Raw genomic sequence first — 23,089 nt, 5'->3', positions numbered from 1 at the left:
ACTTCAGTTCCTCGGTTCGGCGAGCGGCATGCGCGCTCTTGCCGCCCGGCGCGCACGCGGACGCGATGGGCCTTCATCGGCGGCGCTCTTGCGCGCTTCTTCGTTCAGCACGACGTCGAGCGCGTCGAGTTCAGCACGCGAGCGGCGCACGGATTCGCTGTCCGCGTGCGCATCGGCGGCGGGAATGCCGGCCGCGTTTTCCATCGCGATGACGGACGCCGGCACGGCGAAGAGATCGCTGTAATCCGCGGCCGGCGCGCGGCGATTCGCGGTTTCGAGCGCCTGCAATTGCGCCGCGATGCCGTCGTCGGACAGATACGTTACGTCCTTCGCGATGCGCTCCACCGGCACCGTGAAGATGCGCGCGAGCGCGGCGTCGGCATCGGCGAGACGGCAGCCGAACAGGAACACGTACAGATGCGACGCGTCCGCCGTGAACACATCGCCCGCGCGGCGCGGACGGCACTGGGCCAGCGCATCGACATGGGCGAGCGTTGGCGGCAGACGCAGTTTCACGAGCACGTGCGGCAAACGCAGCACCGCGCCGCGCGCGAGCGCGCCTTGCGTGTGCGCGCAAAACGCGGGCACGTTCTGATAGCCGAGCGCGGCATCCGCGAGCGAGGCGGCGAGCGCCGTGCGGTAATCCGACATCAGCGGACGCGTGTAGAGCTGCCCTTGCAGCGATTGCAACAGCGATTCGAGCCGCGAAAACGGCACGTCGCGCCCAACGACGAGATTCGCGCCGAGGCTCAGCATCAGCAGTTCGTATTGATGACGCAGCACTTCGCCACGCTCGACCACGGCGATCTTCAGCGCGCGTCCGCAGCGGCGGCGCAGCGTGTGCACGGCGGCGCACAGCGCTTCGAGCTGCGCGCCGTTGCGATGCGCGAGCACGACGGTGGCGCCGCGCGCGCCTTCGCAGGCGGCGAGAACGGCATCGCGGTCCGCGAGCACGTCCCAGTCGCGCGGCACCCACGGCTCGTCGCCGACCACGGCGCGGCATACGACGACGCGCGCTTCGTCCTGCGCGAGACGCGCATCGCGGCGCGCTTCGCCCGTCCGCTCGAGCGCGGCGACGCTCAGACGGCCATCATCGGTGAAGCGCAGGGCGTGCACATCGCCGGTGGCGAGCGCCCGGCCCGCGCGCCAGAAATCCACTTGCCACAGCAACTCGCCGTGCGAGCGCCGCACGCGCGCGACGCCCGCGCACGCGCCGTTCAGTTCGCCGCGGCTGGCAGAGGTTTGCGTTTCGTCGATATCGATATCGATATCGTCATCGTTATCGCCGGCGGTGTCGCCGAGCAGCAGGATCATCGTGATGCCGCGCGACTCGCACCAGCTCGACAACAGCCGTCCTTCGCGCGCGAGCGCAGCCGGATCGCTCCACGTGAACCAGCGCTCCGCGCCCTCGACGATATACAGCGCGTTCGCGCGAAAACCGAAGCGCTTGAGCGCGCGCAGCCCGCCGAAAAGCCGCGCGAGCGCGAGCGGTTCGGTATCGGCGGATGCGTCTTCTTCGGGCATCGCGAGCACGTTCAGGCGACGCGGCCAGCCTTGCGCCGCCGTGCCGGAAAAGCCCAGCTCACGCAGCCGCGCCGCCGCCTGCGCACGCTCGCGCGCGAGCACGACGCTCACGTGGCGCGTGTTCGCGGCGCGCGCGCTCGCCCAGATCAACGCATCGCACTCGGGCGAACGCGGCGCGACGTGCACCGCATAGAGCGCGCCGGGCGCGAGCACGGCGAGATCGTCGGGAAGCGCATCGACGCCGATGCGGCCCGGCGCGGCATCGCGGCCCGCGACGCGCGCCCGCACGAAGCGGGCAAGCGCGGCGACGAGTCCCGGCGCATCGTTGGATCGGTTCGATTCCTTGCTCACGGCCATCCGTTCCTCAATAACTCGAATACAGCTGCACCGGCTGCGGGCTGATGCGGTAATCGTCCTTGCGCGGCGAGAACGCGAAGCGCGCGTAGATCATCCCGGCGCTCGGCGCATAGTCGTGCGAATGGTCGATGGACACGCGCGCGCCCAGCGCCAGTTGCGGATTCACGCGATATTCGACGGTCGCGCCGAAGCCATACGAAAAGCTCACGCCATGCGTCGAGCTGCCCGCGTACACGAGCCCGCTCGTATCGACGGGCGCGAGTCCCGCGACCGACGGCAGGCCGTTCGGGAAATAAGGCGAATCCTTCTCGTACGAATTCGAGACGCCCGCCGTCGCGGCGATGTCCCACGTGAAGCCGTTGCGCTTGCCCATCCATTCGACCGGCACGCCGAGCGACAGATAGCGCTGCGGGCTGTAATAGCCGCCTTGCCCGAACGTGTAGTAGCGCAGGTTGTCGGTGTAATGCCAGGCATTGCCGACGAGCCCGGTCAGCACGCGCATCGTCGCGCGCTGATACACGGGCACCGTGAAGCCGGTGCGCAGCGTGAATTCCTGATTGCCCGCGACGTTGCGCCCGGTCAGCTCGGCCACGCCGATATCGGCGAACACGCTCGTCCTGCCGATGTCCACGCCCGCGTGAACATCGATGCCATCGCGCCGCACGCCGCCCCAGACCGCGTGCGTGAGCGGATCGGTCAGGCCCGCGTAGGACAGCTCGCTGCTCGTGACCGCGCGCCGCGACGCCGATATCGACAGACTCGCCGGACCGGTATCGAACCGGTAGCGCGCGCCGCCGACAAGGTAATGCACCGGAAAGCCGATCGGCGTCGAACCGAGATCGACACGCCACGCATCGGACAGATAGCCGAAGCCGCCGCCGAGTCCGTTCGCGTGCTGATGCAGGTCGCCGGTCGTGACGGGCGAGTCTTGCAGATACTGCCGCAGCGCATTGGCCGATGCCGCCGTGCCGTCGTAGAAGCCCGCGTTGGTGCCGAAAGTCGAGATGGTGTACGGCAGGCTCGGCGCCGAAGAGTTGGCCTGATCGACGAGGCCGCTGACGTCGAGCGTGCCGGCGTCGAGATGCACGGCGTCCGCGTGCACGAAGAAATGCCCGTCGTAGCGATACGGAATCTGCACGTACAACGGCACCTGCTGCGCGTGATACTGCGAGACGCCTGCATCGCCGGACTTGTAGGCCGGAATCCACGCCGTTTCCACTTCGGGATTGCGGCGCTGGTTCAGATCGTCGAGGGCGGATTGCGCGGGCGTGGCGGGCGTCGCGCGGGCGGAGCCTGCCGGCACGCTGAATGCCGGCGCGATGCCCGACGCACGCTCCTGATCCATCGACAGCCGATACAGCGACGCCGCGCGCTCGTACTCGCCCAGATCTTCCGCGACGCGCCCCGCCTGCACGGTGACGTCCGCGCGCTCCGGATACGCGACGCGCAGCGGCTCGGTCAGCGCCTGCGCATCGAGCGGACGGCGCAGCGCGGCGAAGCGGCGCGCGGCCGAGAGGCGCGTGTCGATGTCGTCGGGCGGGGCGGCATCCGCCACGCGGCGCACGATCGCGAGCGCATCTCGGCGCGCGCCGCTGCCGCCGCTGTCGCCGAGCACGCGCGCGAGCATGAGCTGCGTGTCGGGATCGTCGGGCGATGCCGCGAGCACCGGCGCGAGCGCGGCGCGGGCATCGTCGTAATCGCCCTGCACGCGCGCGAGATCGGCGACTTCGAAGGCGTAGCGCTTGTCGCGTTTGCCCGCTTCGCTCACGGTGTCGAGCAGGCGGCGCGCACGTGCGTAGTCGGCGGCATCGATGGCTTCGCCGGTCTGACGCAGCACGCTGCGCAACGCCTGATCTTCCATGCGCTCCGACTGGCGCGGCGTGAGCGGCGCTTGCGCGCGCACTTGCGCGAGCACCTGCGACAGCGCGTCCTCGCGATGCGCGCCGCCGAGCAGATCGCCGTAGCGCAGCAGCACGTCGGCGTCGGTTTGAGCGGGATGCGCGGCCATCCAGTCGCGCAGCAAGGCGAGACCGCGATCGGCGTCGCCCCGATCGATGTACATCGCGCCGATCGAGGCGAGCAGGTTCGGATCGTCCTCGGCCAGTCCTTGCGCGCGATCGAGCGCGGCGGCGGCGGCCGTGGCGTCGTTGCGCGCGAAGGCGGCGCGGGCATCGGCGAGCGCTTGCTGCGCGTCGAGAGTTCGGGCGAGCGCGTTCATCGCGCCGGTGCGATCGGCTGGCGGCACGGCGTTGAGCACGTCGCGCGCGCCGGCGAGATCGTCCATCGAATTGCGATACAGCGCGGCGGCATAGCGCATCTGCGCGGCGTTCGACGTGACCGCGAGGCCATCGTCCATCACGGCGCGGCCGAGTTGCGGCAAACCGATGGTCTGATACAGCCGCGCGAGCGCGAAGCGCGTCCACGGCTGATCCGGCTCGATACGCAACGATGCTTCGTACTGCTGCGCCGCCGGTCCGTTCTGGCCGCGCGCGGCGAGTTGCTGCGCCTCGTTCGCGACGATATCGGCGCGCATCGCGATGAGGCTCTGGCGATCGTCGGCGGCGGTGAAACGGCTCTGCAATGCGGCGATGAGCGGCTCGACTTCATCGGCGCGTCCCGTGCTTTCGAGCAGCGTGCGCGTGCTCTTCAATGCCGGCAGGCTCGGTTCGCGGCCCGCGAGCTGCGCGCGCAGCATCGGTTCGGCGGCGCGCCAGTCGCCTTGCGCGAGCAATGCATCGGCGAGAAGAAGTCTGGCGTCGGCATTGTCCGGCTCGATCGCGAGCGCCTCGCGCGCGAAGCGCTCCGCGTCCTTCGGCTTGCCCCCGTTCGCGGCGTCGCGGCCCTGCGCGAGCGTGCCCCAGAAACGCGCCGTGCGCGCGAGACTCTGCCACTTCGCGCGGTTGTCCGGCGCGAGCGATGCGGCGCGTTCGAACAGCGCGCGCGCTTCATCGCGATTGCCTTCGCGCATGCGCAGGAGCCCGAGCCCGCCGATCGCTTCCGCATCGTCCGGCCGGGCGGCGGCCGCACGCGCGAGCAGCGGCGCGGCGGCATTCAGATCGCCGCGTGCGAGCGCCGCGAGACCGCGTTGCTGCGCGATGTAGCCGGGATCGCGTTCGAGCTTGCGCTGCGCTTCGATGCGCGCGTCGAGCAGATCGGCGCGGTCCTTGAACTCGGTGTCGTCGGGGACGAGCACGAGATACGCGCGCAACGGCTGCACATACGCCGTGTCCGCGCCCGCCGATTGCAGCACGTGACGCCACACGTCGAGGGCGGTGTTGCGGTCGGTGTCGGTGCGCGTCGCGAGATTCCACGCGATGCGGTTCGCTTCCGCGCGCGTCGCATCGCGGCTGTTGAGCAGGCGCGCGAGAACGAGCGCGGCGTCGACATCGGCGGGATCGTCCGCGATGCGCCGGTGCAAGGCCGCGAGCGCTTCGGCGCGTCGCGCGGGCGTCGCGGCGATGATCTGGTAGTACTCCGCGCCCAGCGGCCCGGACGGCGCGCCGTGCGGAAAGAGCGCGGTCACGCGGCGCGCCGCTTCGTCGGACTGGCCGCTGCGCGCGAGCAGGCGGATCGTCGCCATTTCCTGTCGGCCGCTGACCGCGACGCGATATTCGTCGTCGACCTGCTGCGTGAGCGCGGCGTCCGGCGCGCGCGCTTTCATGCGCGCGAGCGTCGCCTGAGCCTTCTGCGCCTGACCGAGACGCAACTGGATGCGCACGAGCTCGGCGTTCAGACGCGGATCGTCCGGCGCGATGAGCAGCGCCTTGTCGATGGCCTGCAACGCGAGATCATCGCGATGCTTGTTGGCCCACGCGCGCGCGGTGCCGTAGAGGCGCTCGGCCAGCGGCGGCATGGGTTGCGTCGTGGCTGCCGTGACGGCGTGCGCCGCCTGCGCGCACACGATGCTCGCCGACACCAGCGCCGCGCGCAGCAACGTCGACGTCGACGTCGATCGGAACACGCGCTTCATTTCGCGCCTCCACACATCGATGCTGCCGTGCGCAAGGTTCCATCGACGGCAAATCGATAGCGGCCTTCGCGCCAGCCGAGGCCGAAGAGCGTCAGCACGCTCGTGTAGTAGCCCGGCGCCGATGCGGCCGCCGCGCGCGCCGCCTGCGCATCCGCGAGCGCGGGGCGTCCGAGCGCGTCGAGAAACGGCACGGCGGCGGCGGAAAAGCCCGCGTTGCCATCGTTCGGGCCGGATTTGCCGTCGCGTGTATCGATGCGCTCGGGCGGCGCGCCGTGGGCATCGACATACGCGGCGAACGGCGCGAAGCGAGACAGCAGCAGCGCGCGCGCTTCATCGTTCGATGCGAGCATGCCCGCCCACAGATACACGCGGATCGCGTTATAGGCGCTTTCGGCGTGCGTCGCTTCGTCGGCCTCGAAACCCCGGTTCGCGCGATACAGCGCCCAGTCGGGCGAAAACCCTTGCGGCGCGGTATCGATCAACACTCGCACGCTCGATGCCGCGAGCCGCGTCCAGCGCGGATCATCGGGCAGACTCGCGCCGATGCCGCGAATCACCTGCGTCGGCGCGTAGCTCGGATTGACGCGCCACGTATCGGCCGCCGGATGAAAGCCGACGGGACCGGGCAGCAACGTGAGACCGAGGCCGGGCAGCGTGGCCGATTCCTCGTCGAGCACGCGCTTCGCCAGCGATGCGCCGCGCGCCGTGTAGCTGCGCTCGCCCCACGCGCGGCCCGCTTCGATGAGCGCGTAGGCGATCCACAAATCGGCATCGGATGCGGCGTTGCTGTCGAGCACGCGGAACTGGCCGGCATCGTCGCGGCCCCAGAGCCACGCGGGCAAATGCGACGTGAGATCGCCTTGCGCGAGTTCGTTTTCGGTCCAGCGGAGGATCGTGTCGAAGCTCGCGCGGTCGTTCGCGACGAGCGCGAAGAAGAGCGCGTAGGACTGGCCTTCGGAGACCGTGCGCGCATCGGCGGAACCGGCGTCGATCACGCGGCCTTCCTTCGAGATGAAGTCGCGTTTGAAGACGTCCCAGCGCGGCCACGCACTCGCGCAGACGAGCGCGGATTCCGTCGATGGCGATGCAGCCGACACCGCATTCGCCAACGCGCCGAACACGGCGAGCACGGCCGCGCGCTTCAGGCCCGAAACCGTCATCGCTCAGATACCCCGGCGACGCGCGGCCAGTTCCTGCAGCGCCGCGAATGCCGCGATCGCGAGCAGCAGGCCCGCCAGCGCCCCGGCGAGGCCGAGCAGCGCCGGATGGCGGGTCGCGTGGCTCCACAGCTTCGCGTACCACGGCACGTAGCCGACGAGATAAGTCTCGCCGACGCGCGCGCTGTCGACGCCGCCGCGCCGCACGAGCGCGACATCGCCCTGAACCTGCGACACGCGGTCCGCATGTTCGAGCACGTCGAGCAGATCGGTGAGCCGGCCATCGCCGGTCGCCGCGAGCGCGACAACGCTGCGGCCCTTCGTGCCCGGCGACTGAAAGCCCATCAGCGCCGCGAGCGGCCCGCTCTGATCCAGCGATGCGCCGCCGTGCGTGACGCGCACGCCATCGCGCCAATGCTCGCCGACCGAAAACGACGCGCGCGCGATGCCCGCCTTCGACGACGTTCCCGCGCTCCCGATCGACAACGGCAACGCATCGCGCCAGCGCGAGAACACCGGCGACGACGGCGCGCCGCCGATCACGAGCAGATCCTTTTGCGCGAGCGCCGGCACATCGTCCGGACGGGCAATCGTCACACGCAGGCTCGGAAAGCCGGTCCACTGGCCCATGTGGCCAAGCATCGTCAGCATGGCTTCGATTTCGGCGTTCGCCGGATGCGCCGGCATCACGATAGCCGTCTGCGAGAGATCGGCGTAGCGCGTGAACGGAAAGCCGCTGTTCACGAAGTACGCGAGATTGGGCAATTGCGCGTAATGCACGAAGCCGGAGAAGTCGATGGTCGAATCCGGGTCCACCGCCGCGCGCGCCGGATTGGTCGGCACGCCCGCGCACAGGCCCTGCTTCTGCGAATCGAGGTTGAAGCGCAATTGCAACTGGTTCGCACTGCCGACGCGAAACGCCGGAATATCCAGCGCATTGACCGAACCGCCCGGCGCGCCGGAGAGAATCGGCAGTTGCAGGCGGCCTTGCGTGTCGTCGCTCTTGGCGGGCGGCAGGCGGAACGACTTCACCAGTTGCTCGTTGATGTCGATCGCGAGCGCGGAGTTGTTCTGCACCGTCGGCGCGGTGTACCGGTACTTGAGATTGAGCGGCACGCCCACGCTGTTCCACGAGAACAGATCGGCGGGCACGCGCAGGTTCAGGCGGATCGGCTCGGGCGCGCTGCCCGCGACCTGCAGTTGCGACACATCGTCGACGAGTTCCTTGAACTGCACCGGGCGATTCGTCGGCATCCAGCGCGGCGCGTCGTACGGTTCGCGCGGCTTGCCGATATCGACATGCGCGACCTTCGCCGCATCGCCGGACATCGCCGTGCGGCCGAGCACGAGCGCGTACGCGGCATCGTCGACTTCGGCGGCGTTTCGGCCGGTCACGACGAGCAGCTTGCGATCCTTCGATGCCGGATTGTCCGCGACGAGAATCGCCGGTCCGTCGATCTCGGGCAGCGCGAGGCCGGCCGGCAACTGCGCGCGCGTGCCGACGACGACCGCGTGCTCGTTCGCGGGCAGCGTGTTCATCGCGGGGAAACGCGCCTGACGATAATCCGCGAGCGCGCCGAACCACGACGCGAGCACGCCGGCGCTCTTCAGCGTCGCGCCGTCGGGCGATGCGGGCAGCACGAAGGGCAGCGTGAGACGGCTCACGTCGCGCGCATCGAAGAACGGCGCGGGCAGCAGCGCGAGATCATTCGGCAGGCGGATCGGCGCGGTGTCGAGTATGAATTCGCTCGTCGGGCTGATGTCGGCCCATAGCGCCGTGTTGGCCGGGTCTTCGCAATGATCGAGCGTGTAATGGCCGATGAAGCGCAGCCCGAACTGGTTGTAGTCCGTGAGCAGGCGCGGATCGAGCGGGACGTCCTGCGTGACCATCGCGCCCGCGTGATCCTTGTCGAACGGCACCGTGGCGATGGCTTCGCCGTTGAGCGACACCTTCATGTGCGACAACGCGAAGACCAGCGCGGGCGAATACGTGTAGCGCAGACGCAGGCGCGCGCCGGTCACCACGCGATCGAGCCGCACGCCGAGCACGACGGAACGCGCGTCTTCGAGACCGCGCAGATGCATCGGCTGATAGGCGCCGAGCGCGGAGAACGGCACGTGGATCGAACCGGCGCTGGCGTTCGCATCGGCGATCGGCGGCGCATCGGCGGACGGTGCGGCTTGCGCGGGCAGCGCGACGGCATACAGCGCGCTGGCGGCCATCGCCAGCGACAGGCAGAACGAGACGACTGGTTTCATCGACGAGTCAGCTTCGGATTTCACGAGCGCACGCCGCGTTGCCTGCTGTGGCATCGTGACGGAGCCGGGACGACAATCGGATCGCCACGCGAGCGGTGCGCGCGGCAATTGAGACGAGTGCGGCAAGAGCGGGAAAGCGCCGGAGCGAGCGTGCAAAGCACGAAGCGAGGGGCCGAAGCGAATGCGTCAATGAAGTCTTGGTCGCACCGGTCTGTGCGGATACGCACCTTTGCCGCTGAAAAACGGACGCAACAGTAGCATAATTTGTGACAATTTGTATCACGCCAGCCTTCCTTCATTGAAAACGCCACGTCGTAACATGGTTCGATCCAACTCCTCTTCCTCCCGCTCGCGGTCCGGGCAATCTTCGAAGCCCGCGCAAGCCAAACGCAGCGGATTGCTGCGCGGCCTGTTCGCGCTACGCCATTCGCGCGACGGCATCGCCGCAACATGGCGCGAGGAGAGCGCCTTTCGCCAGGAGGTCTGCGTCGCGGCCGTTCTGCTGCCGATCGCGTTCCTCGTGCCGGCGAGCGCTGCCGAGCATGTACTGCTCGCGGCGTCGGTGCTGCTCGTGTTGCTCGTCGAGCTGATCAATTCGAGCATCGAGGCGGCCATCGACCGTATTTCGCTCGAACGTCACGAGCTTTCGGGGCGCGCGAAGGATTGCGGCAGCGCGGCGGTGACCGTGGCCATCGTCATCGGGGTCATGACCTGGGGCGTGATCTGCGGGCCGCTCGCGTGGCAATGGCTGCGCGCGCATGTCTGACGTCGCGGCGTCCGGTCGCGATGAAACTCGCGTCTCGGCATCCATGAACGATATGTCGGCGGCGTGACCGCTTTCTTGATGCTCGCGACGGCCTCTATGCCTGAGGGCCGGTATTCGAGCGGTAGTTAATACCGGATGTGATGCGCCCACGTCCACGCTGGGGCGCGGCCGACGCCGGATGCAAGCGCATGCCGACCGCGGCGACGAGATCGAGAACGCTCGATCCGATGAGTGCGCCCGAATCCCCGCGCGCCTCGTGTGGCGCACACTCGGATGCCGCGTTCGAGATGAACGCGATCGTGCTCGATGTGAAGATCGTCGGCGCGGGCAAGTGAGGCCGAGCCCGCGCGTTATTCCGTGATGCGCTTGAAGCTGGCGTAGTAATCGTCGGTGTAGTAGCAGTCGCGCGTCTGCTTGCGCGGTCCGCCGCAAACGATGCGCCGCTGCCCGCGATCCGTCGAACCGGGCGTGCGAACCGTGTAGGCGTGGTAATAGCCGCGCGGATGGTCCGGCAGCATCGTCGCGCTGTTGCGGAACAGGACGCCGTCCTCGCCGAAGGGATAAGGGCCGCCCGCTTTGATCAGACGCAGCGTTTCGGCTGCTTCCGCAGGCAATTGCGCCTTGGTGACGGCGGTCAGCGCGCCATGTGCTTGCGCGGCCGATGCAGCGATCGCGTCGCTCGCGGTCTGCCCGGGCTGACTCGCCGCCTGACTCGCGGATGCACCCGATGCCGGCGCGGCGCCCTTCGACCCGTCTTTATTGCACGCGCCGAGAACCGCGCTCAGGGCGACGATGCAGGAGAAAAACCAAGCTCGTTTCACGAAACGGTTGTCTCCGGGTTGACCAGCATTCGATGACCGCGAACGAATCAAGGGTATCGTTTATGGCGGGGTGAAGCAATGTCGGCGTTACGCCATAGGGCGATTCCGGTGCGCCGATGCCGATGCTCAGCGTTTGAGTATCCGATCGAAGAACGCGATCATCGTCGACCATCCTTCTTCCGCGGCAACCGGATCGTAGACCGGGAAGTCCGGCTTCATCCAGCCGTGCGCGGCGCCGGCATAGGTTTGCGCGCGATACCGCACACCCGCTTCATCGAGCGTGCGTTCGAAACGCTGCGCCATCTCCGGCGGATAACTCGCGTCGCCCTCCGCCGCCGCGATATACAGCTCGGCCTTCGATTGCGCGGCGTATCGATGCGGGCTCGTTGGCGCGTCGGTCGCGAGATTGCCGCCGTGAAAGCTCGCTACGGCGGCGAAGCGCTCGGGATACGTCCCGGCGGCGGCGATCGCCATGCCGCCGCCCATGCAGAAGCCGACCGCGCCGATGCGCGTGCTGCTCACATCGGTGCGCGTGTCGAGGTACGTGAGAAGCGCGCCCGTGTCTTCGGCGGCCTTTGCGTTGTCCGTGGTCGCCATCAGCGGGCCGAGGATCGCCCGCACATCGCCCTTAAAGACTTCCACGGGATCGAACGGCCCGTAAGAACCGTATCGATAGAAAAGGTCGGGCAACAGCACGACATAGCCGGCCGACGCGAGGCGCTCGGCCATCTGCAATTCAGCGGGACGGATGCCGCCCGCATCCATATAGAAAACGATGGCCGGAGAAATCGCCCCGTCATCGGCGGTAAAGACGTGAACGGGACACATGCCGTCGCGCGTCGCAACTTCCGCCTTCTCGTAGGTCATGGCGTCAATCCATGATAAAGAACGATGAATACTACGCGTATGTCCGCCACGTTGCGCTCAAGCCGCCGGCGTGCGCGCGGACAACCGCAGCGCGTGCCGCGCACTGAGCGCCAGCAGCACGCACGACAACGCGTTGAACAGAAAGAGCCCGCTCGGCCCGATGAGCGTCATCAGCGCGGACGCCAGCGTCGGTCCCGTCATGCCGCCGAGCGAAAAGAGCACGAGCAGCATCGCCGATACCGCGACCCGCAGATGCGACTCCGTGCGATCCTGCACGTGCGACACGATGAGCCCGTACTGCGTGAACGTCACCGCGACGTAAGCGAGCGTCGCGCACCACGTGACGATGCGAAAGTTCAGGCAGAACAGCACGAGGCTCAGCACCGCCGAGATCAGCGCGGTCCATAGCACGAGACGCCGCCGGTCGATGCGGTCGGAGAGGCGGCCCATCGGGAACTGCGGCACGAGCGCGCCGATCAGCGCGACGCCCATGAAGGTCGCGAGTTCTTTCGTCGAAAAGCCCGAGCGTTGCAGATAGACGGGCATCAACGCATAGAAGTTGCTGTAGATGAAGCCCGTGAGAATGCAGCCGGGCACGCCGAGCGGCGCGAGCACCATCATTTCGCGCAGGCTTTCTCCCCAACTGCGCGCGGGCACGCGATGCAGGTTTGCGTCATCGACCTTCACCGGCCAGCCTTCCATCAGCGTGACGGGCAGCACCGCCGCGGCAAAAAGCGCCGCGCTGATCGCGAACTGCTGCGCGCCGGACCCTGCGCCCACGTTCAGCAGGAACTGGCCGCAGCCCACCGCGAGATAATTGATGGCCGCGTACATGCCGAACACCTGGCCGCGCTTCTCGTTCTCGACCGTGCCGTTGAGCCAGCTTTCGACGGACGTGTACAAGCCCATGAACGCGATGCCCGTCAGTAGCCGCACGCCGCCCAGCACCCACGGCGACTCCGCCGCGCCGAAAGCCAGCGCGAGAATCGACGCCGCCGCCGAAAACGCCACGAACGTCCGATGCTGCCCGATGCGGTCGATGAGCCGGCGGTTGATCATCGCGCCGAGGATGAAGCCGGCGTAATAGCTCGACTGGATCAGACCGGTGACGAAAGTCGAGTAGCCCGACTGGAGAATCCGCAACGGAATCAGCGTCTGAAACAGACCGTTCCCCGCGACGAGCAAAGCGAGGCCGAGCAGCAGGCCGGCCAGCGCGCGCATTGCGCCTGGCGCGCCGGCGTGTCCGTGCTGACCGGGATTGGCCGCCGCGGAATCCGGCCACGGCGGCGTCTTGCGGCCGAGAAGCGCCGCTTCGTTCAGCGGGCCGGTGCGTCCGACCGCCGATGCGTCGTAGTCCTCGCCGGTCTCGCTTCCGTGTGGTTCGTTGCCGCGGATATCGCCTTCGCGCGCGAGATGGTTCGCGCCGGCGTTCGCGTTCTCCTTTTCGAGATGTGACATGGCACCCTTGGGTTCGCTCGAGCCACACCATGATGACAGAAGCTGACGGAACGCTTCCGCCAGCCGTCACTTTCGTACCGCCCGTCTCGCGAAATAGTGGGTAAGGCCCGGGCCGCTTCCCTGTCTGTTCCGCAGCATGAACGCGCTGTGCCGTTGCTACGATCTGCTCCGGCTTCATGAGCCGGACGTGGCCTGCTGACCTTCGGGCGACGCGGCCAGTTGCGCGTCGCCCTTTGCTCATCGAACTGCGCCCTCAGAAGGCGATACGAACTTGCCGTTTCGCGCATTCGCCCTTGCACGGCGCCGACGCGTTTCCAGCCAGCGCCGGATTCGACGCAGCGGCCGCCTTCAGCAACGACGCGGCCGGCACCGTCCGAAGCCGTTCGATGTCCGCGTGCCCGAGCACGGCGCTGGTCGAACCGTCCTTGGAAACCGGCGCCGCAGCCTTCTCGACATCGCCCGAAACTTTCGAAGCGGCATCGCCTAGTCCTTTCATGCGAAGCACCGCAGCTTCGGCTGAGGGCGCGAGTTTCTGTTCGGCGATACCGGTCTTGATGTGATCGGCGGTCTGTTTCTTCCCGTGCGCGACATCCGCCTGCAGCTCCGAAATCCGTCGCGTATACCAGTCCGTCACGCACGCCGTGTCCTTGCAGTTGCGCTGACGCCATTGCCACTGCGTCACGCGATCGGCATCGAGTGCGCTCGCATCGGGCGTCGCGTCGTGCGCTTCGCGAAAGACGGCAGCGAGCTTATCGTCGAGCGATGAAAGCGCCGGGTCGGCACACACGATCCGCTCCGACGCCGACGCATTGTGCGGACAACGAAAGCTCGCGGCATGCGAGGCCGTCATGGCGCCGAGCGATGTCAAGAACACGCACGCCGCCAGACGCGCGCAGCGTCGTAAATCGATTGATGTGCTGTGCAGCTTCTTTCCTGTTTTCATGGCTGGCTTGTTTCTCAGATAGATCGTCGCGTTCATCGGACGCCTCGCCTGCGTGCTTTCGTCGTCGCATCGAACCGTCACTCCGTTTGGCGGGCTCAACCGCGGTATCGAACGATAGGGCACCGCCCGATGCATCGAATCGCCAATGAAAGCGCACTTCGCTGCAAGCCTTACCAGGCGTTACCTTTTATTTGCGCCGGTAACGGAGCAAAGCGCGTTCATTTCACGCGGATCGGCGCGAGAATAGGTTGCAGCGATGTCAACGGCGAACGCCGGTTCCCGAAATCGAATCGTCTGCTTTGAAAATGAACAATCGCGATCCTGCCGGACGTGCGCCGGACCGGCCCGGTTTCCGCCGCGCCGCGGAGTACGGCGTCTCGTGGTTCGATCTGGCCGTCGCCGTCGGGGTGATGATGATCGTGCTCGTGCTGCTGATCTGGGTGACCGTGCGCGTCATCCGGCCCGCGCCGCCCGGCACGCTGACGATCTCCGCCGGTCCGGAACACAGCCGCTTCTGGATCGCCGCGCAACAGTACCGGGCGATACTCGCGCGCAACGGCGTGACGCTCGACGTGCTGACGTCGTCGGGCACGCTCGACAACCTCACGCGCCTCGCCGATCCCGCGAGTCACGTCGATCTCGGTTTCGTGCAGAGCGGACTCACGCAGGTTTCGAACGTCCTCGCGCCGGATACGGCGCACGCCGGTCTGATGTCGCTCGGCACCGTGAGCAACTGGCCGATCTTCGTGTTCTATCGCGGACCGGAACTCACGCGTCTTTCGCAATTCGCGGGCAAGCGGCTCGCCATCGGCCGCGAAGGCAGCGGCACAAGGCAGATCGTGCTGGCGATGCTGAGAGAGAACGGCGTCCGCTCGAACGACGACGCGCGGATGCTGCCGCTCGAAGGCGAGGAAGCGGTGAACGCATTGCTCGCGGGCACGGTCGACGTTGCATTCCTGCGCGCGGATTCGGCGCGTCCCGCGCTCATGCAGACGATGATCGGCACTGCGGACATCCATCTCTTCGATTTCAGGCAGGCGAAAGCCTACACGCGCATCTTTCCGTTCCTGAGCACGTTCGACGTGCCGATGGGCGCATTCAATCTCGCCGACAACCTGCCGCCCGAAAACACGGTGACCATCGAGACGACCGTCGAGCTGGTCGCGCGCGACACGCTGCATCCCGCGCTCTCCGATCTGCTCATCGAAGCGGCCGGCGAAGTGCACGGCGGCGCAAGCCTGTTGCAGCAGGCGGGCGAGTATCCCGCGCCCGTCGCGCACGATTTCCCATTGAGCCCGGACGCCGAGCGCTACTACAAGTCCGGCAAGAGCTTCGTGTACAGGACGATGCCGTTCTGGCTCGCGAGCCTCGCGGATCGTCTGATCGTGCTGGTCGTGCCGATCGTCGTGATACTGATACCGGCCTTGCATTACGTGCCGCCGCTGTACGCGTGGCGCGTCAAATCGCGGTTCTATCGACGTTACGGCGAGTTGATGGCCCTCGAACGCAGCGTGTTCGACGACCCGTCCGACCCGAACCATGTCAGGTTCATGACGAAGCTCGATGACATCGAAAGGGATCTCAACCGGCTGCGCATGCCGCTCGCCTATACCGACACGTTCTATGCGTTGCGCGAGCACATCAGCTATGTGCGCTCGCAGGTCGAAGCGCTGCGTCGCGCCAGCGATGTCTGAGCGCGGCGCTCAGAGCCGCTTCTCGTCGACGGCCAGCCGATACTGCTCCATCTTCCGATACAGCGTGCTGCGCGACACGCCGAGCGCACGCGCGGCCTGCGCCATGTTGCCCTGTGCATGCCGCAGCGCGCGCGCAATCGCGAAGCGCTCCGTTTCCTCCAGACTGCCCGCGCCCGGCGCCGCGTTCGACATGACCTTGTCACGCAGCATCGGAGATTCGTCGAGCACTTCGGCGGGCAGCTCGACCAGCGCGACGCACTCGTCGTTCGACGTCAGCAGCAGATTCTCGACCACGTTGCGCAACTCGCGGACATTGCCCGGCCACGAGTACGCGCGCAGCACTTCCATCACGATGTCGGGGAACTGACGCATCGGAACGCCGTGCCGCAGCGCGAGCGATCGGTTGAAATGATCGATGAGCAGATCGACGTCGCCGTCGCGCTCGCGCAGGCCGGGAATGCGAATCCGCGTGACGCCGACGCGATAGTAGAGATCCGCGCGGAATCGCCCGCACTCGACTTCCTCGCGCAAGTTGCGGTTGGTCATCGCGAGCAGGCGCACGTCGACGCGGCGCGCCTGCGTATCGCCGAGCCTGTAGAGCACGCCTTCTTCCAGCACGCGCAGCAGCACCGGCTGAAGCTCCAGCGGCAATTCGCCGATCTCGTCGAGGCACAGCGTTCCGCCGTGCGCCAGCTCGAATCGGCCAGGGCGGCCTTCCGCCGTCGCGCCCGTGTACGCGCCGCGCACGTGGCCGAAAAGTTCCGCGCCGATCAGTTCCTTCGACGCCGCTCCGCAGTTGTAGGCGACGAACGGGCCTTCGTCCGATTCCTCGCCGTGAATCGCGCGGGCGAAAAGCTCCTTGCCGACGCCCGTCTCGCCTTCGATCAGCACCGGCACGCGACGGCGCGCGAGCTGCCGTCCGCGCTCGATCGCGCGTTGCATCGCCGCACTCTGGCAGATGATCTGATCGAAGCGGTTGCGTTGCGGGTCCGCCTCGCCGCGCGACTGCACTTGCGGCCCGACGCGGCGCGCGCTGCCCGCGAGACGCGACGCATTGGAAAGGCCCGAAGGCTGCGGCACGATCAGCATCGCGCCGATCGCTTCGCCGTCCGCGACGACCGGATTGAACCATTCCGGCCGCAATCCCTGCGGCAGATGATTCGCCCAGTCCTCGACCGGATAGTGCTCGCCCATGCCCGGAAAGCGCTCGCCCGGATTGACCGGCAACGCGATACGCGCCGTCGTGTGCACGAGCCTGCCGTGACGGTCGATGGCGATGAGCCCCGCCGCATCCGTCGATGACAAACGCTGCAAACAGAACGCCAGCAGCCGCATGTGCTCGCGCGCGACCTGTTCCGCGAGCACCATTTCGATTTGCCGCGCGGCGGTGACGGCCAGCGTGAGGTTGTTGATCTGATACGTCGACGGCGGCCCGGAAATATCCAGCACGCCGAGCACCGCGCCGGTTCCCGGCTCGCAGATCGGCGCAGCGGCGCAGCTCCACGCCTTGATGCCTTCGCAGAAGTGCTCGGAGCCGTGGACGTACGTCGGCTGACGCGTGGCGAGCGCCGTGCCGATTCCGTTCGTTCCCGCCGATGCCTCGCGCCAGTCGCCGCCCGTCATCAAATGAATCTTCTCGCCGGCATCGAGTGTGCGCAGATCGCCGGCTGCCTTGAGGATCACGCCGTCGGCGTTGGTGAGCAGAAGGATCGAATACGAATCCGCGAAGAGATCGGCGGTGGCCGTGAAGAGCCGGTCCGATGCCGCGAGCAGTTCCCGATGCCGCCAGCGCAGCGTGTTGATCGCATCGCCATGCACGGCGAACGGCGCCGCGCCCGATGTCGGATTGACGCCGGATTGCAGACTCCGCTTCCACGATGCGATCAGTTCCGTCGGTGCGGCCGTGCTGATCTCGCCCGCGAGAAAACGCTCCCAGGCGAGCATGGTGTTGCTGTCGGAGTGATCGGCGATGGCCGCGTCGGGCCGCGTCCATCCCGCGACAAACGGATCGCTCGCGCAACCGCCACCAGCCGGCATACCGATGAGGCGCCTCGTCATGTGTCTCCTCCATGCGAGGTGAGAGCGCGGTCCGCTCTCGGGCGGACCTCGGCATGACTCGCGGGGATGTGCTGCATGGGGATTCGCCGATGTAGCCCGGCGATTGCGCAGCGTAGTCCGCTGAGTATAGTCCTCGCGCGTCTCTCGTCCTCTCGGGGAAAACGCCCCCGTTTGCGCCTCGTTTTCTGTCGCAACGCAACAGCGCGCGTCACTTGCGGCCGAGCAACTCGGCTCCCGCTCCGAGCGCCGGCCCCGCCGTGGTATCGACGATATCGGGTTTCTTCGCGATCAGCGTCTGCGTCGTGAGGATCAGCGCGGCGACGGAGGCCGCGTTGCGCACGGCGCTGTAGCTCACCTTCACCGGATCGATGATGCCGCGCGCGACCAGATCCGCGATCTCGCCGGTGCGCGCGTCGAGTCCCGTCGCGCGATCCGCCTTCGCGACCTGCGCGACGATCGACGCGCCGTCCAGTCCGCAATTCGACGCGATCGTGAACAGCGGCTTCGCCAGCGCGCGCTTGAGCAGCATGGCGCCCAGTTGCGCGGCGCCGCGGCTCTTGTCGATCAGCTCGTCGAGTTCCGCCGATGCCCGCAGCAACGCCGTGCCGCCGCCCGGCACCACGCCTTCGGCGATCGCCGCGCGCGCCGCGTTGATGGAGTCTTCGATCAGATGAAGCCGGCGCTTCTGCTCGACGGGCGTGGCGCCGCCCGCGAGAATCATCGCGGTGCCGCCCGAAAGCTTCGCGAGACGCACTTCGAACTTGTCGCGCTCGACGTTCTCCGGCGCCATTTCGTACTGCCGCGCGACTTGCTGACGCCGTGCCGAGACAGCAGCGGGATCGCCTCCGCCGGCCGTGATGATCGTCTGATTCGACGATATGCGCACTTGCCGCGCGCTGCCGAAGTCGCGCATGTCGACGGCGTCGAGCCTGCCGCCGAGATCGCGCGCGATGACCCGCCCGCCCGTGACGATGGCGATATCTTCGAGCATCGCGCGCCGCCAGTGGCCGTACTCGGGCGGATGAATGGCCGCGACGCCCAAGCCCCCATTCGCGCCGTTGTCACGATTGGCGAGCAGCGTGACGACGCACGCGGGCGCCACCTCTTCCGCGATGATGAGCAGCGGGCGCTTGTGCTCGTTCGCGAGCGCGAGCATCGCGGTCAGGTCGTCCTGGCTTTGCAGGCGCTGATCCGTCATCAGGATGAGCGGATTGTCGAGGACGACCTGCATCCGTTCGATGTCCGTCACCATGTGATGCGAAAGATAGCCGCGGTCGAAAGCCATGCCTTCCACCACTTCGAGCCGCGTTTCGACCGTCGAGCCGTATTCGACATCGACGATACCGTCCGCGCCCACGCGCTCGAGCGCCTCGGCGACGAGACCGCCCGTGAATTCGTCGTTGGCCGCGACGACGGCGACCGCGCGCACGTCCTCCGGTCCGGCGAGCGGCGTGGCGGCGCGCCTGAGCGCATCGATCGTCGCGGTCACCGCCGCTTCGAGACCCTGCACGAGCTCGACCGGATTCGCGCCATCCGCGAGACATTCGAGGCCTTGCTGCACGAGCGCATCGGCGAGCACGGTGGCCGTGGTCGTGCCGTCGCCGGCGAAGTCGTTGGTCTGCTTCGACACTTCGCGCACGACCTGCGCGCCGATATTCTCGAACGGATCGTCCAGCTCGATCTCGCTTGCGATGCTCACGCCGTCGCGCGAGATGATCGGCGAGCCGATGGGCCGGTCGATGATCGCGTTCATGCCCTTCGGCCCGAGCGTCCCGCGCACTGCTCGCGCGAGCTTGGCCACGCCCCGGCCGAGCGCCGCGCGCGCTTCTTCGTCATGCAACATGATGTTCGGCATCGTGTGCTCCTGTCTCCGTTTTATGTTCGTACCGTCGATGCATCCCGCGTTCGCGGGTAGAAGCGAACCGGCTTTTCTTCGGGCTCGTCGTAGCGCGCCGCGAGCAGGCCGCGGCACAGCGCGCTGTTGAACTCGGCGTTGACGCCCACGCGCCGCAAATCGCGCAGATAAGCGCCGAGCGTCGCGGGATCGAGCGGTGCGCCGTTTAGGTCGATGAACGCGGGCTGCGAATCGTCCACCGCGCCGCCGCATACATGGCGTCGTTCGATGTATCGCGCGATGAGGCGTGCGCGTTCGGAATCATCGGCGAGCGAGGCAAGGTCTGACATCGTGAGCCGGACGAGCGCTTCCGGCTCGTGCCCGTTCGCGAGCAGATGCGCGAGCAGCGCTTCCTGCCTGCGCTGAAACGCCTTGACCAGAAACGTCTGACGCACGGCGTCGAGATCGTCGTTCGCCGCATCGCCGAATGCCTGCCGGAACGACAGGTTCTCTGTCATGCCGCGATTGATCTCGTCCGCGTACATGTGCTCGTCGAGCGCGATGCCGATGCGCGTCACCCACGGCAAATCCGCGATCGCCGCGCGCATGTCCGCCGCCATCAGATAGGCGAAGTTGGCGGCGCACCAGTAGGTCGGCAATCGAAAGGCGACGGACACGCCGCCGTTCGCATCGACATCGACGGACGTGACGAAGTGAAGCTCCGTCACCGATTCGTCGAGTTCCGGATCGATGACGGACGCGAGCCGCTCCCACACCTGCGCCGCGCGTGCGCTCGCGGCGTTCATGCGTGCGCCACCGCAGCCTGCGGCGTCTGTGCGAGCAGCTTCTTCTGCGCCTCGATATCGATGCCGTAAAGACGCGCCGCATTCAGCCCGAGGATCTTCTTCTTCGCCTCCAGCGACAGCTTCACGCCCGTTTCCTTGCTGACGGATTCCGGCAATTCGAAAGCCATGAACTTGTCGATGAGCCACTTCGGCGACCAGATCGCATAGTCGCTGCCGTAGAGAATGCGGTCCTCGCCGATCCAGAACAGCAGCTCCGAAATCACATGCGCGAAGTATTCGGGCCGCGTATGAATGAACGGCAGCACGACGGCGAGCCCGCCATACACGTTCGTCTCCTGCGTGGCGATCCAGCAGAAGTCATCGAGACGCGGCAAGCCGCAATGCTCGACGATGAAGTTCAGGTTCTGGAAGCTCGTCGCCACGTCGTCGATATCGGCGACATCGAACGCGTCGCGATTGAGCGGCAGGATCGTCGGTCCTTTATGGACATGGATATTCCTGATGCCGAGCTTCTCGCAACGTTCGAGGAAGCGGTACGCGCCGGGATCGGACAGCTTGTAGCCTTTGCTGTCGCCGCGCCATTCGGCGGTGTAGAGCTTCACGCCCTGAATCTTGTAGAGCGCCGACAGTTCTTCGAGGCGTTCCAGCCCCGCCTCGCCATCGCGCGGATCGAACGCGCCATTCACGATGAAACGGTTCGGATACTTCTTCTTCACCACATAGTTCGCCTCCGTGGTGTTGAAGCCGTTCTTGTAGAAGTCGGTGAGATAGGTCGGCTGGCAGATCGCCATGTCGTCGTAGCCCGTGACGAAAAGATCGTCGTACATGACTTCTTCGCCGTACTTGTCGAACTTCTCCTTCGGCCAGAGATATTCCTTCGGGCTCAGATTCTTGTGATATGCATAGAAGCAGTCGATGAACTGCTGACCGTGCACGTTCTTCACGTTCGCCTTGCTGCCGTCCCATAAATGAACGTGCCCGTCGATGATGAAAATGTCCTCGCCGTCCTGGGTTCTGAACATGAGTATGTCTCCGTGGGGTTGTCGCTCGCGGGCGAACCCGCGAGTGTTTTCATTCGTAGGCCATTGCGTCTTCCATGTTGCCGAACAGCACGACGGTGTCGTCATCGACCATCACCATGCGGCCGTAATGCGTCGACGTCGATATCTCGAACAGATGCGGCGTCATCTCGCGGCCCAGCACGTCGCTGATTTCGCCCATCTTGAACTCGATCTTTCCCTGTCCGTCGATGCGGATCATCGCGGGCAGATACGTGACCGTGATGCCCGGCTTCGTCGCCATGAGTTCGGCGATCGCGCGCGCTTCGACGCTGTCGTTCATCGTGACGCCGCACTGATGCGAGATGGTCTGTTCGAAGCGAAGATCCTTGATCGACTTGAAAATGTTGTCGGTATGAACTGACATGAGCGGCTCCTGTTCGCGGTGGATTCAGGCTTGAATGGAGAGCGAAAACGGAATGCCGATTTCCTTCGCGATCAGTTGCGCACGTTCGACCGAGCTGTGCAGCGAGTCGGTGAATTGCGCGGGCTTCGCGTGCGGAATGGACCAGATCGGCTGGAGATGCTTCGCTGCATCGGCGGCGAGCGCGCCATGTTTTTCGAGCCATGCGCTGAAGAGCGCGCGGTTCGCGTCGCCATGCGCGGGATCGTTCGCGAGCATGTGGAACAGCTCGACCGCGTTGGCCAGGTTGCGCTCGTAATCGCCTTCGGCGGCGGACACCACGGTCGGCGTCACGAAATCGTGCTGCGCGGCGGCGATCTGCATGATGAAGCCGCTGCGGAAGAGATCGCCGACGAGCGGCTCGAACACGACATTCACCGCGAAATACTTTTCGAGGTAATCGGTCGCGCCGCCGATGGTTTCGATCGCGAGACGCGTGCCCTGCCAGATCGGATCGTTGAGCCAGTGCTCCTTGCCCGCGTCGAGATTGAAGCCCGGCAGATCGAGCGCAATTTCGCCGAGATACAGCGTGAGGTCTTGCGCGAAGCGCAGCTTGTACGACGCATTGGTCAGGATCGCGCTGTTGATCATCTGCGTGTAGCCGTAGCGCTGCGCGTGCATGGTCGCGGTGCCGAGCCCGAACTCCGCGTGCTTGTATGCGCCGACATGCTGTTCGAGCACCTTCACCCAGGTCTTGTCGAAACGCTTGACCGCGCCCGAGCGCCGCGCATTGCTGATGGCGTTCGTGATCATCCCGACGATGGTCGACTGGCGCTGATAGTGCGTGCGCTCCCACTCTTCATCGACGGCGCGGAATTTGTGCCAGTCCGAGCATTTCGCGGCGGTCCACGTTTCCGAATACGTCGGCGTGCCGTCGGCGAATTGCAGGATCCAGTCCTGAATCAGATAGCGCTTCGGGTCCGGCTGCACGTCGACGGTCATGTCTTCGTAATGGCTTGCCTTGCGTCCTTTCGGTTCGAAGTAGTTGTACTTGCGGCTGTCCCAGCCCACGAACTGCGCCGCGCCCGCAGCGCCCGACTTAAGCGGCGATGACTGCTCCGTCGACGTACTCATGTCATGTCTCCTTGGTTACGCTTGGTGCTCCGATCAGGGA

The 23,089-nt window shown here is 66.5% G+C and carries 16 protein-coding genes; 2 read left to right on the top strand and 14 right to left on the bottom strand.

Annotated features, from left to right (window positions below; genetic code table 11):
* Positions 1–3: 3 nt before the first annotated feature.
* The 4 genes from bcsE to bcsB are packed head-to-tail and all read right to left on the bottom strand — an operon-like array spanning position 4 to position 9,393.
* Entirely contained in the window at positions 4–1,881 is a 1,878-nt protein-coding gene (bcsE, locus tag AWB76_RS13845) for a cellulose biosynthesis protein BcsE (RefSeq protein ID WP_374729928.1), read from the bottom strand.
* Positions 1,882–1,888: 7 nt separating this feature from the next.
* Positions 1,889–5,851 (bottom strand): cellulose synthase subunit BcsC-related outer membrane protein, encoded by a 3,963-nt coding sequence (locus AWB76_RS13840; RefSeq protein ID WP_061160698.1) that lies wholly within the window; start codon positions 5,849–5,851, stop codon positions 1,889–1,891.
* Positions 5,848–7,011, bottom strand: coding sequence for a cellulose synthase complex periplasmic endoglucanase BcsZ (bcsZ, locus tag AWB76_RS13835; RefSeq protein ID WP_061160697.1), 1,164 nt, complete (start codon positions 7,009–7,011; stop codon positions 5,848–5,850). The genes AWB76_RS13840 and bcsZ overlap by 4 nt, the downstream gene beginning before the upstream one ends.
* A 3-nt stretch (positions 7,012–7,014) precedes the next feature.
* Positions 7,015–9,393 carry a cellulose biosynthesis cyclic di-GMP-binding regulatory protein BcsB gene (bcsB, locus tag AWB76_RS13830; protein WP_374729927.1) on the bottom strand — a complete coding sequence of 793 codons (2,379 nt, stop codon included), beginning with the start codon at positions 9,391–9,393 and terminating at the stop codon, positions 7,015–7,017.
* A gap of 193 nt (positions 9,394–9,586) precedes the next feature.
* Between bcsB and AWB76_RS13825 the strand changes: the two genes are divergently transcribed.
* Positions 9,587–10,033 carry a diacylglycerol kinase gene (locus tag AWB76_RS13825; protein WP_061160696.1) on the top strand — a complete coding sequence of 149 codons (447 nt, stop codon included), beginning with the start codon at positions 9,587–9,589 and terminating at the stop codon, positions 10,031–10,033.
* A 350-nt stretch (positions 10,034–10,383) separates the two neighbouring features.
* On the opposite strand, the gene AWB76_RS13815 is transcribed toward AWB76_RS13825, so the two are convergent.
* The 4 genes from AWB76_RS13815 to AWB76_RS13800 all read right to left on the bottom strand — a co-directional run bounded on the left by AWB76_RS13815 (position 10,384) and on the right by AWB76_RS13800 (position 14,122).
* Entirely contained in the window at positions 10,384–10,854 is a 471-nt protein-coding gene (locus AWB76_RS13815) for a ribonuclease (protein WP_061160694.1), read from the bottom strand.
* Positions 10,855–10,980: 126 nt separating this feature from the next.
* Positions 10,981–11,721 carry a dienelactone hydrolase family protein gene (locus tag AWB76_RS13810; RefSeq protein ID WP_061160693.1) on the bottom strand — a complete coding sequence of 247 codons (741 nt, stop codon included), beginning with the start codon at positions 11,719–11,721 and terminating at the stop codon, positions 10,981–10,983.
* Between the two features lie 57 nt (positions 11,722–11,778).
* Entirely contained in the window at positions 11,779–13,179 is a 1,401-nt protein-coding gene (locus tag AWB76_RS13805; RefSeq protein ID WP_061160692.1) for an MFS transporter, read from the bottom strand.
* 253 nt (positions 13,180–13,432) lie between these two features.
* Positions 13,433–14,122 (bottom strand): lysozyme inhibitor LprI family protein, encoded by a 690-nt coding sequence (locus tag AWB76_RS13800; RefSeq protein WP_157696123.1) that lies wholly within the window; start codon positions 14,120–14,122, stop codon positions 13,433–13,435.
* Between the two features lie 305 nt (positions 14,123–14,427).
* On the opposite strand from AWB76_RS13800, the gene AWB76_RS13795 reads away from it, so the two are divergent.
* Complete coding sequence (locus AWB76_RS13795; protein WP_061160690.1) at positions 14,428–15,816, top strand: TAXI family TRAP transporter solute-binding subunit; 1,389 nt, start codon at positions 14,428–14,430, stop codon at positions 15,814–15,816.
* Between the two features lie 9 nt (positions 15,817–15,825).
* On the opposite strand, the gene AWB76_RS13790 is transcribed toward AWB76_RS13795, so the two are convergent.
* The 6 genes from AWB76_RS13790 to AWB76_RS13765 all read right to left on the bottom strand — a co-directional run bounded on the left by AWB76_RS13790 (position 15,826) and on the right by AWB76_RS13765 (position 23,049).
* Positions 15,826–17,874, bottom strand: coding sequence for a sigma-54-dependent Fis family transcriptional regulator (locus tag AWB76_RS13790; RefSeq protein ID WP_061160689.1), 2,049 nt, complete (start codon positions 17,872–17,874; stop codon positions 15,826–15,828).
* A 208-nt stretch (positions 17,875–18,082) separates the two neighbouring features.
* Positions 18,083–19,729, bottom strand: a complete 1,647-nt coding sequence (locus AWB76_RS13785) for a molecular chaperone GroEL (protein WP_061160688.1) — start codon at positions 19,727–19,729, stop codon at positions 18,083–18,085.
* A gap of 20 nt (positions 19,730–19,749) precedes the next feature.
* Positions 19,750–20,514, bottom strand: a complete 765-nt coding sequence (locus AWB76_RS13780; protein WP_061160687.1) for an iron-sulfur cluster assembly protein — start codon at positions 20,512–20,514, stop codon at positions 19,750–19,752.
* Positions 20,511–21,536, bottom strand: a complete 1,026-nt coding sequence (locus tag AWB76_RS13775) for an amidohydrolase family protein (RefSeq protein WP_061160686.1) — start codon at positions 21,534–21,536, stop codon at positions 20,511–20,513. The genes AWB76_RS13780 and AWB76_RS13775 overlap by 4 nt, the downstream gene beginning before the upstream one ends.
* Positions 21,537–21,585: 49 nt before the next feature.
* Complete coding sequence (locus tag AWB76_RS13770; protein WP_061160685.1) at positions 21,586–21,939, bottom strand: MmoB/DmpM family protein; 354 nt, start codon at positions 21,937–21,939, stop codon at positions 21,586–21,588.
* Between the two features lie 24 nt (positions 21,940–21,963).
* The gene (locus tag AWB76_RS13765) at positions 21,964–23,049 is read right to left on the bottom strand and encodes an aromatic/alkene monooxygenase hydroxylase subunit beta (protein ID WP_061160684.1); all 1,086 of its coding nucleotides are present in this window, start codon (positions 23,047–23,049) and stop codon (positions 21,964–21,966) included.
* Positions 23,050–23,089 lie beyond the last annotated feature (40 nt).

It is taken from the genome of Caballeronia temeraria (assembly GCF_001544795.2).
Classification (GTDB): Bacteria; Pseudomonadota; Gammaproteobacteria; order Burkholderiales; family Burkholderiaceae; genus Caballeronia; species Caballeronia temeraria.
This window is presented reverse-complemented; position numbering and strand designations above follow the sequence as displayed.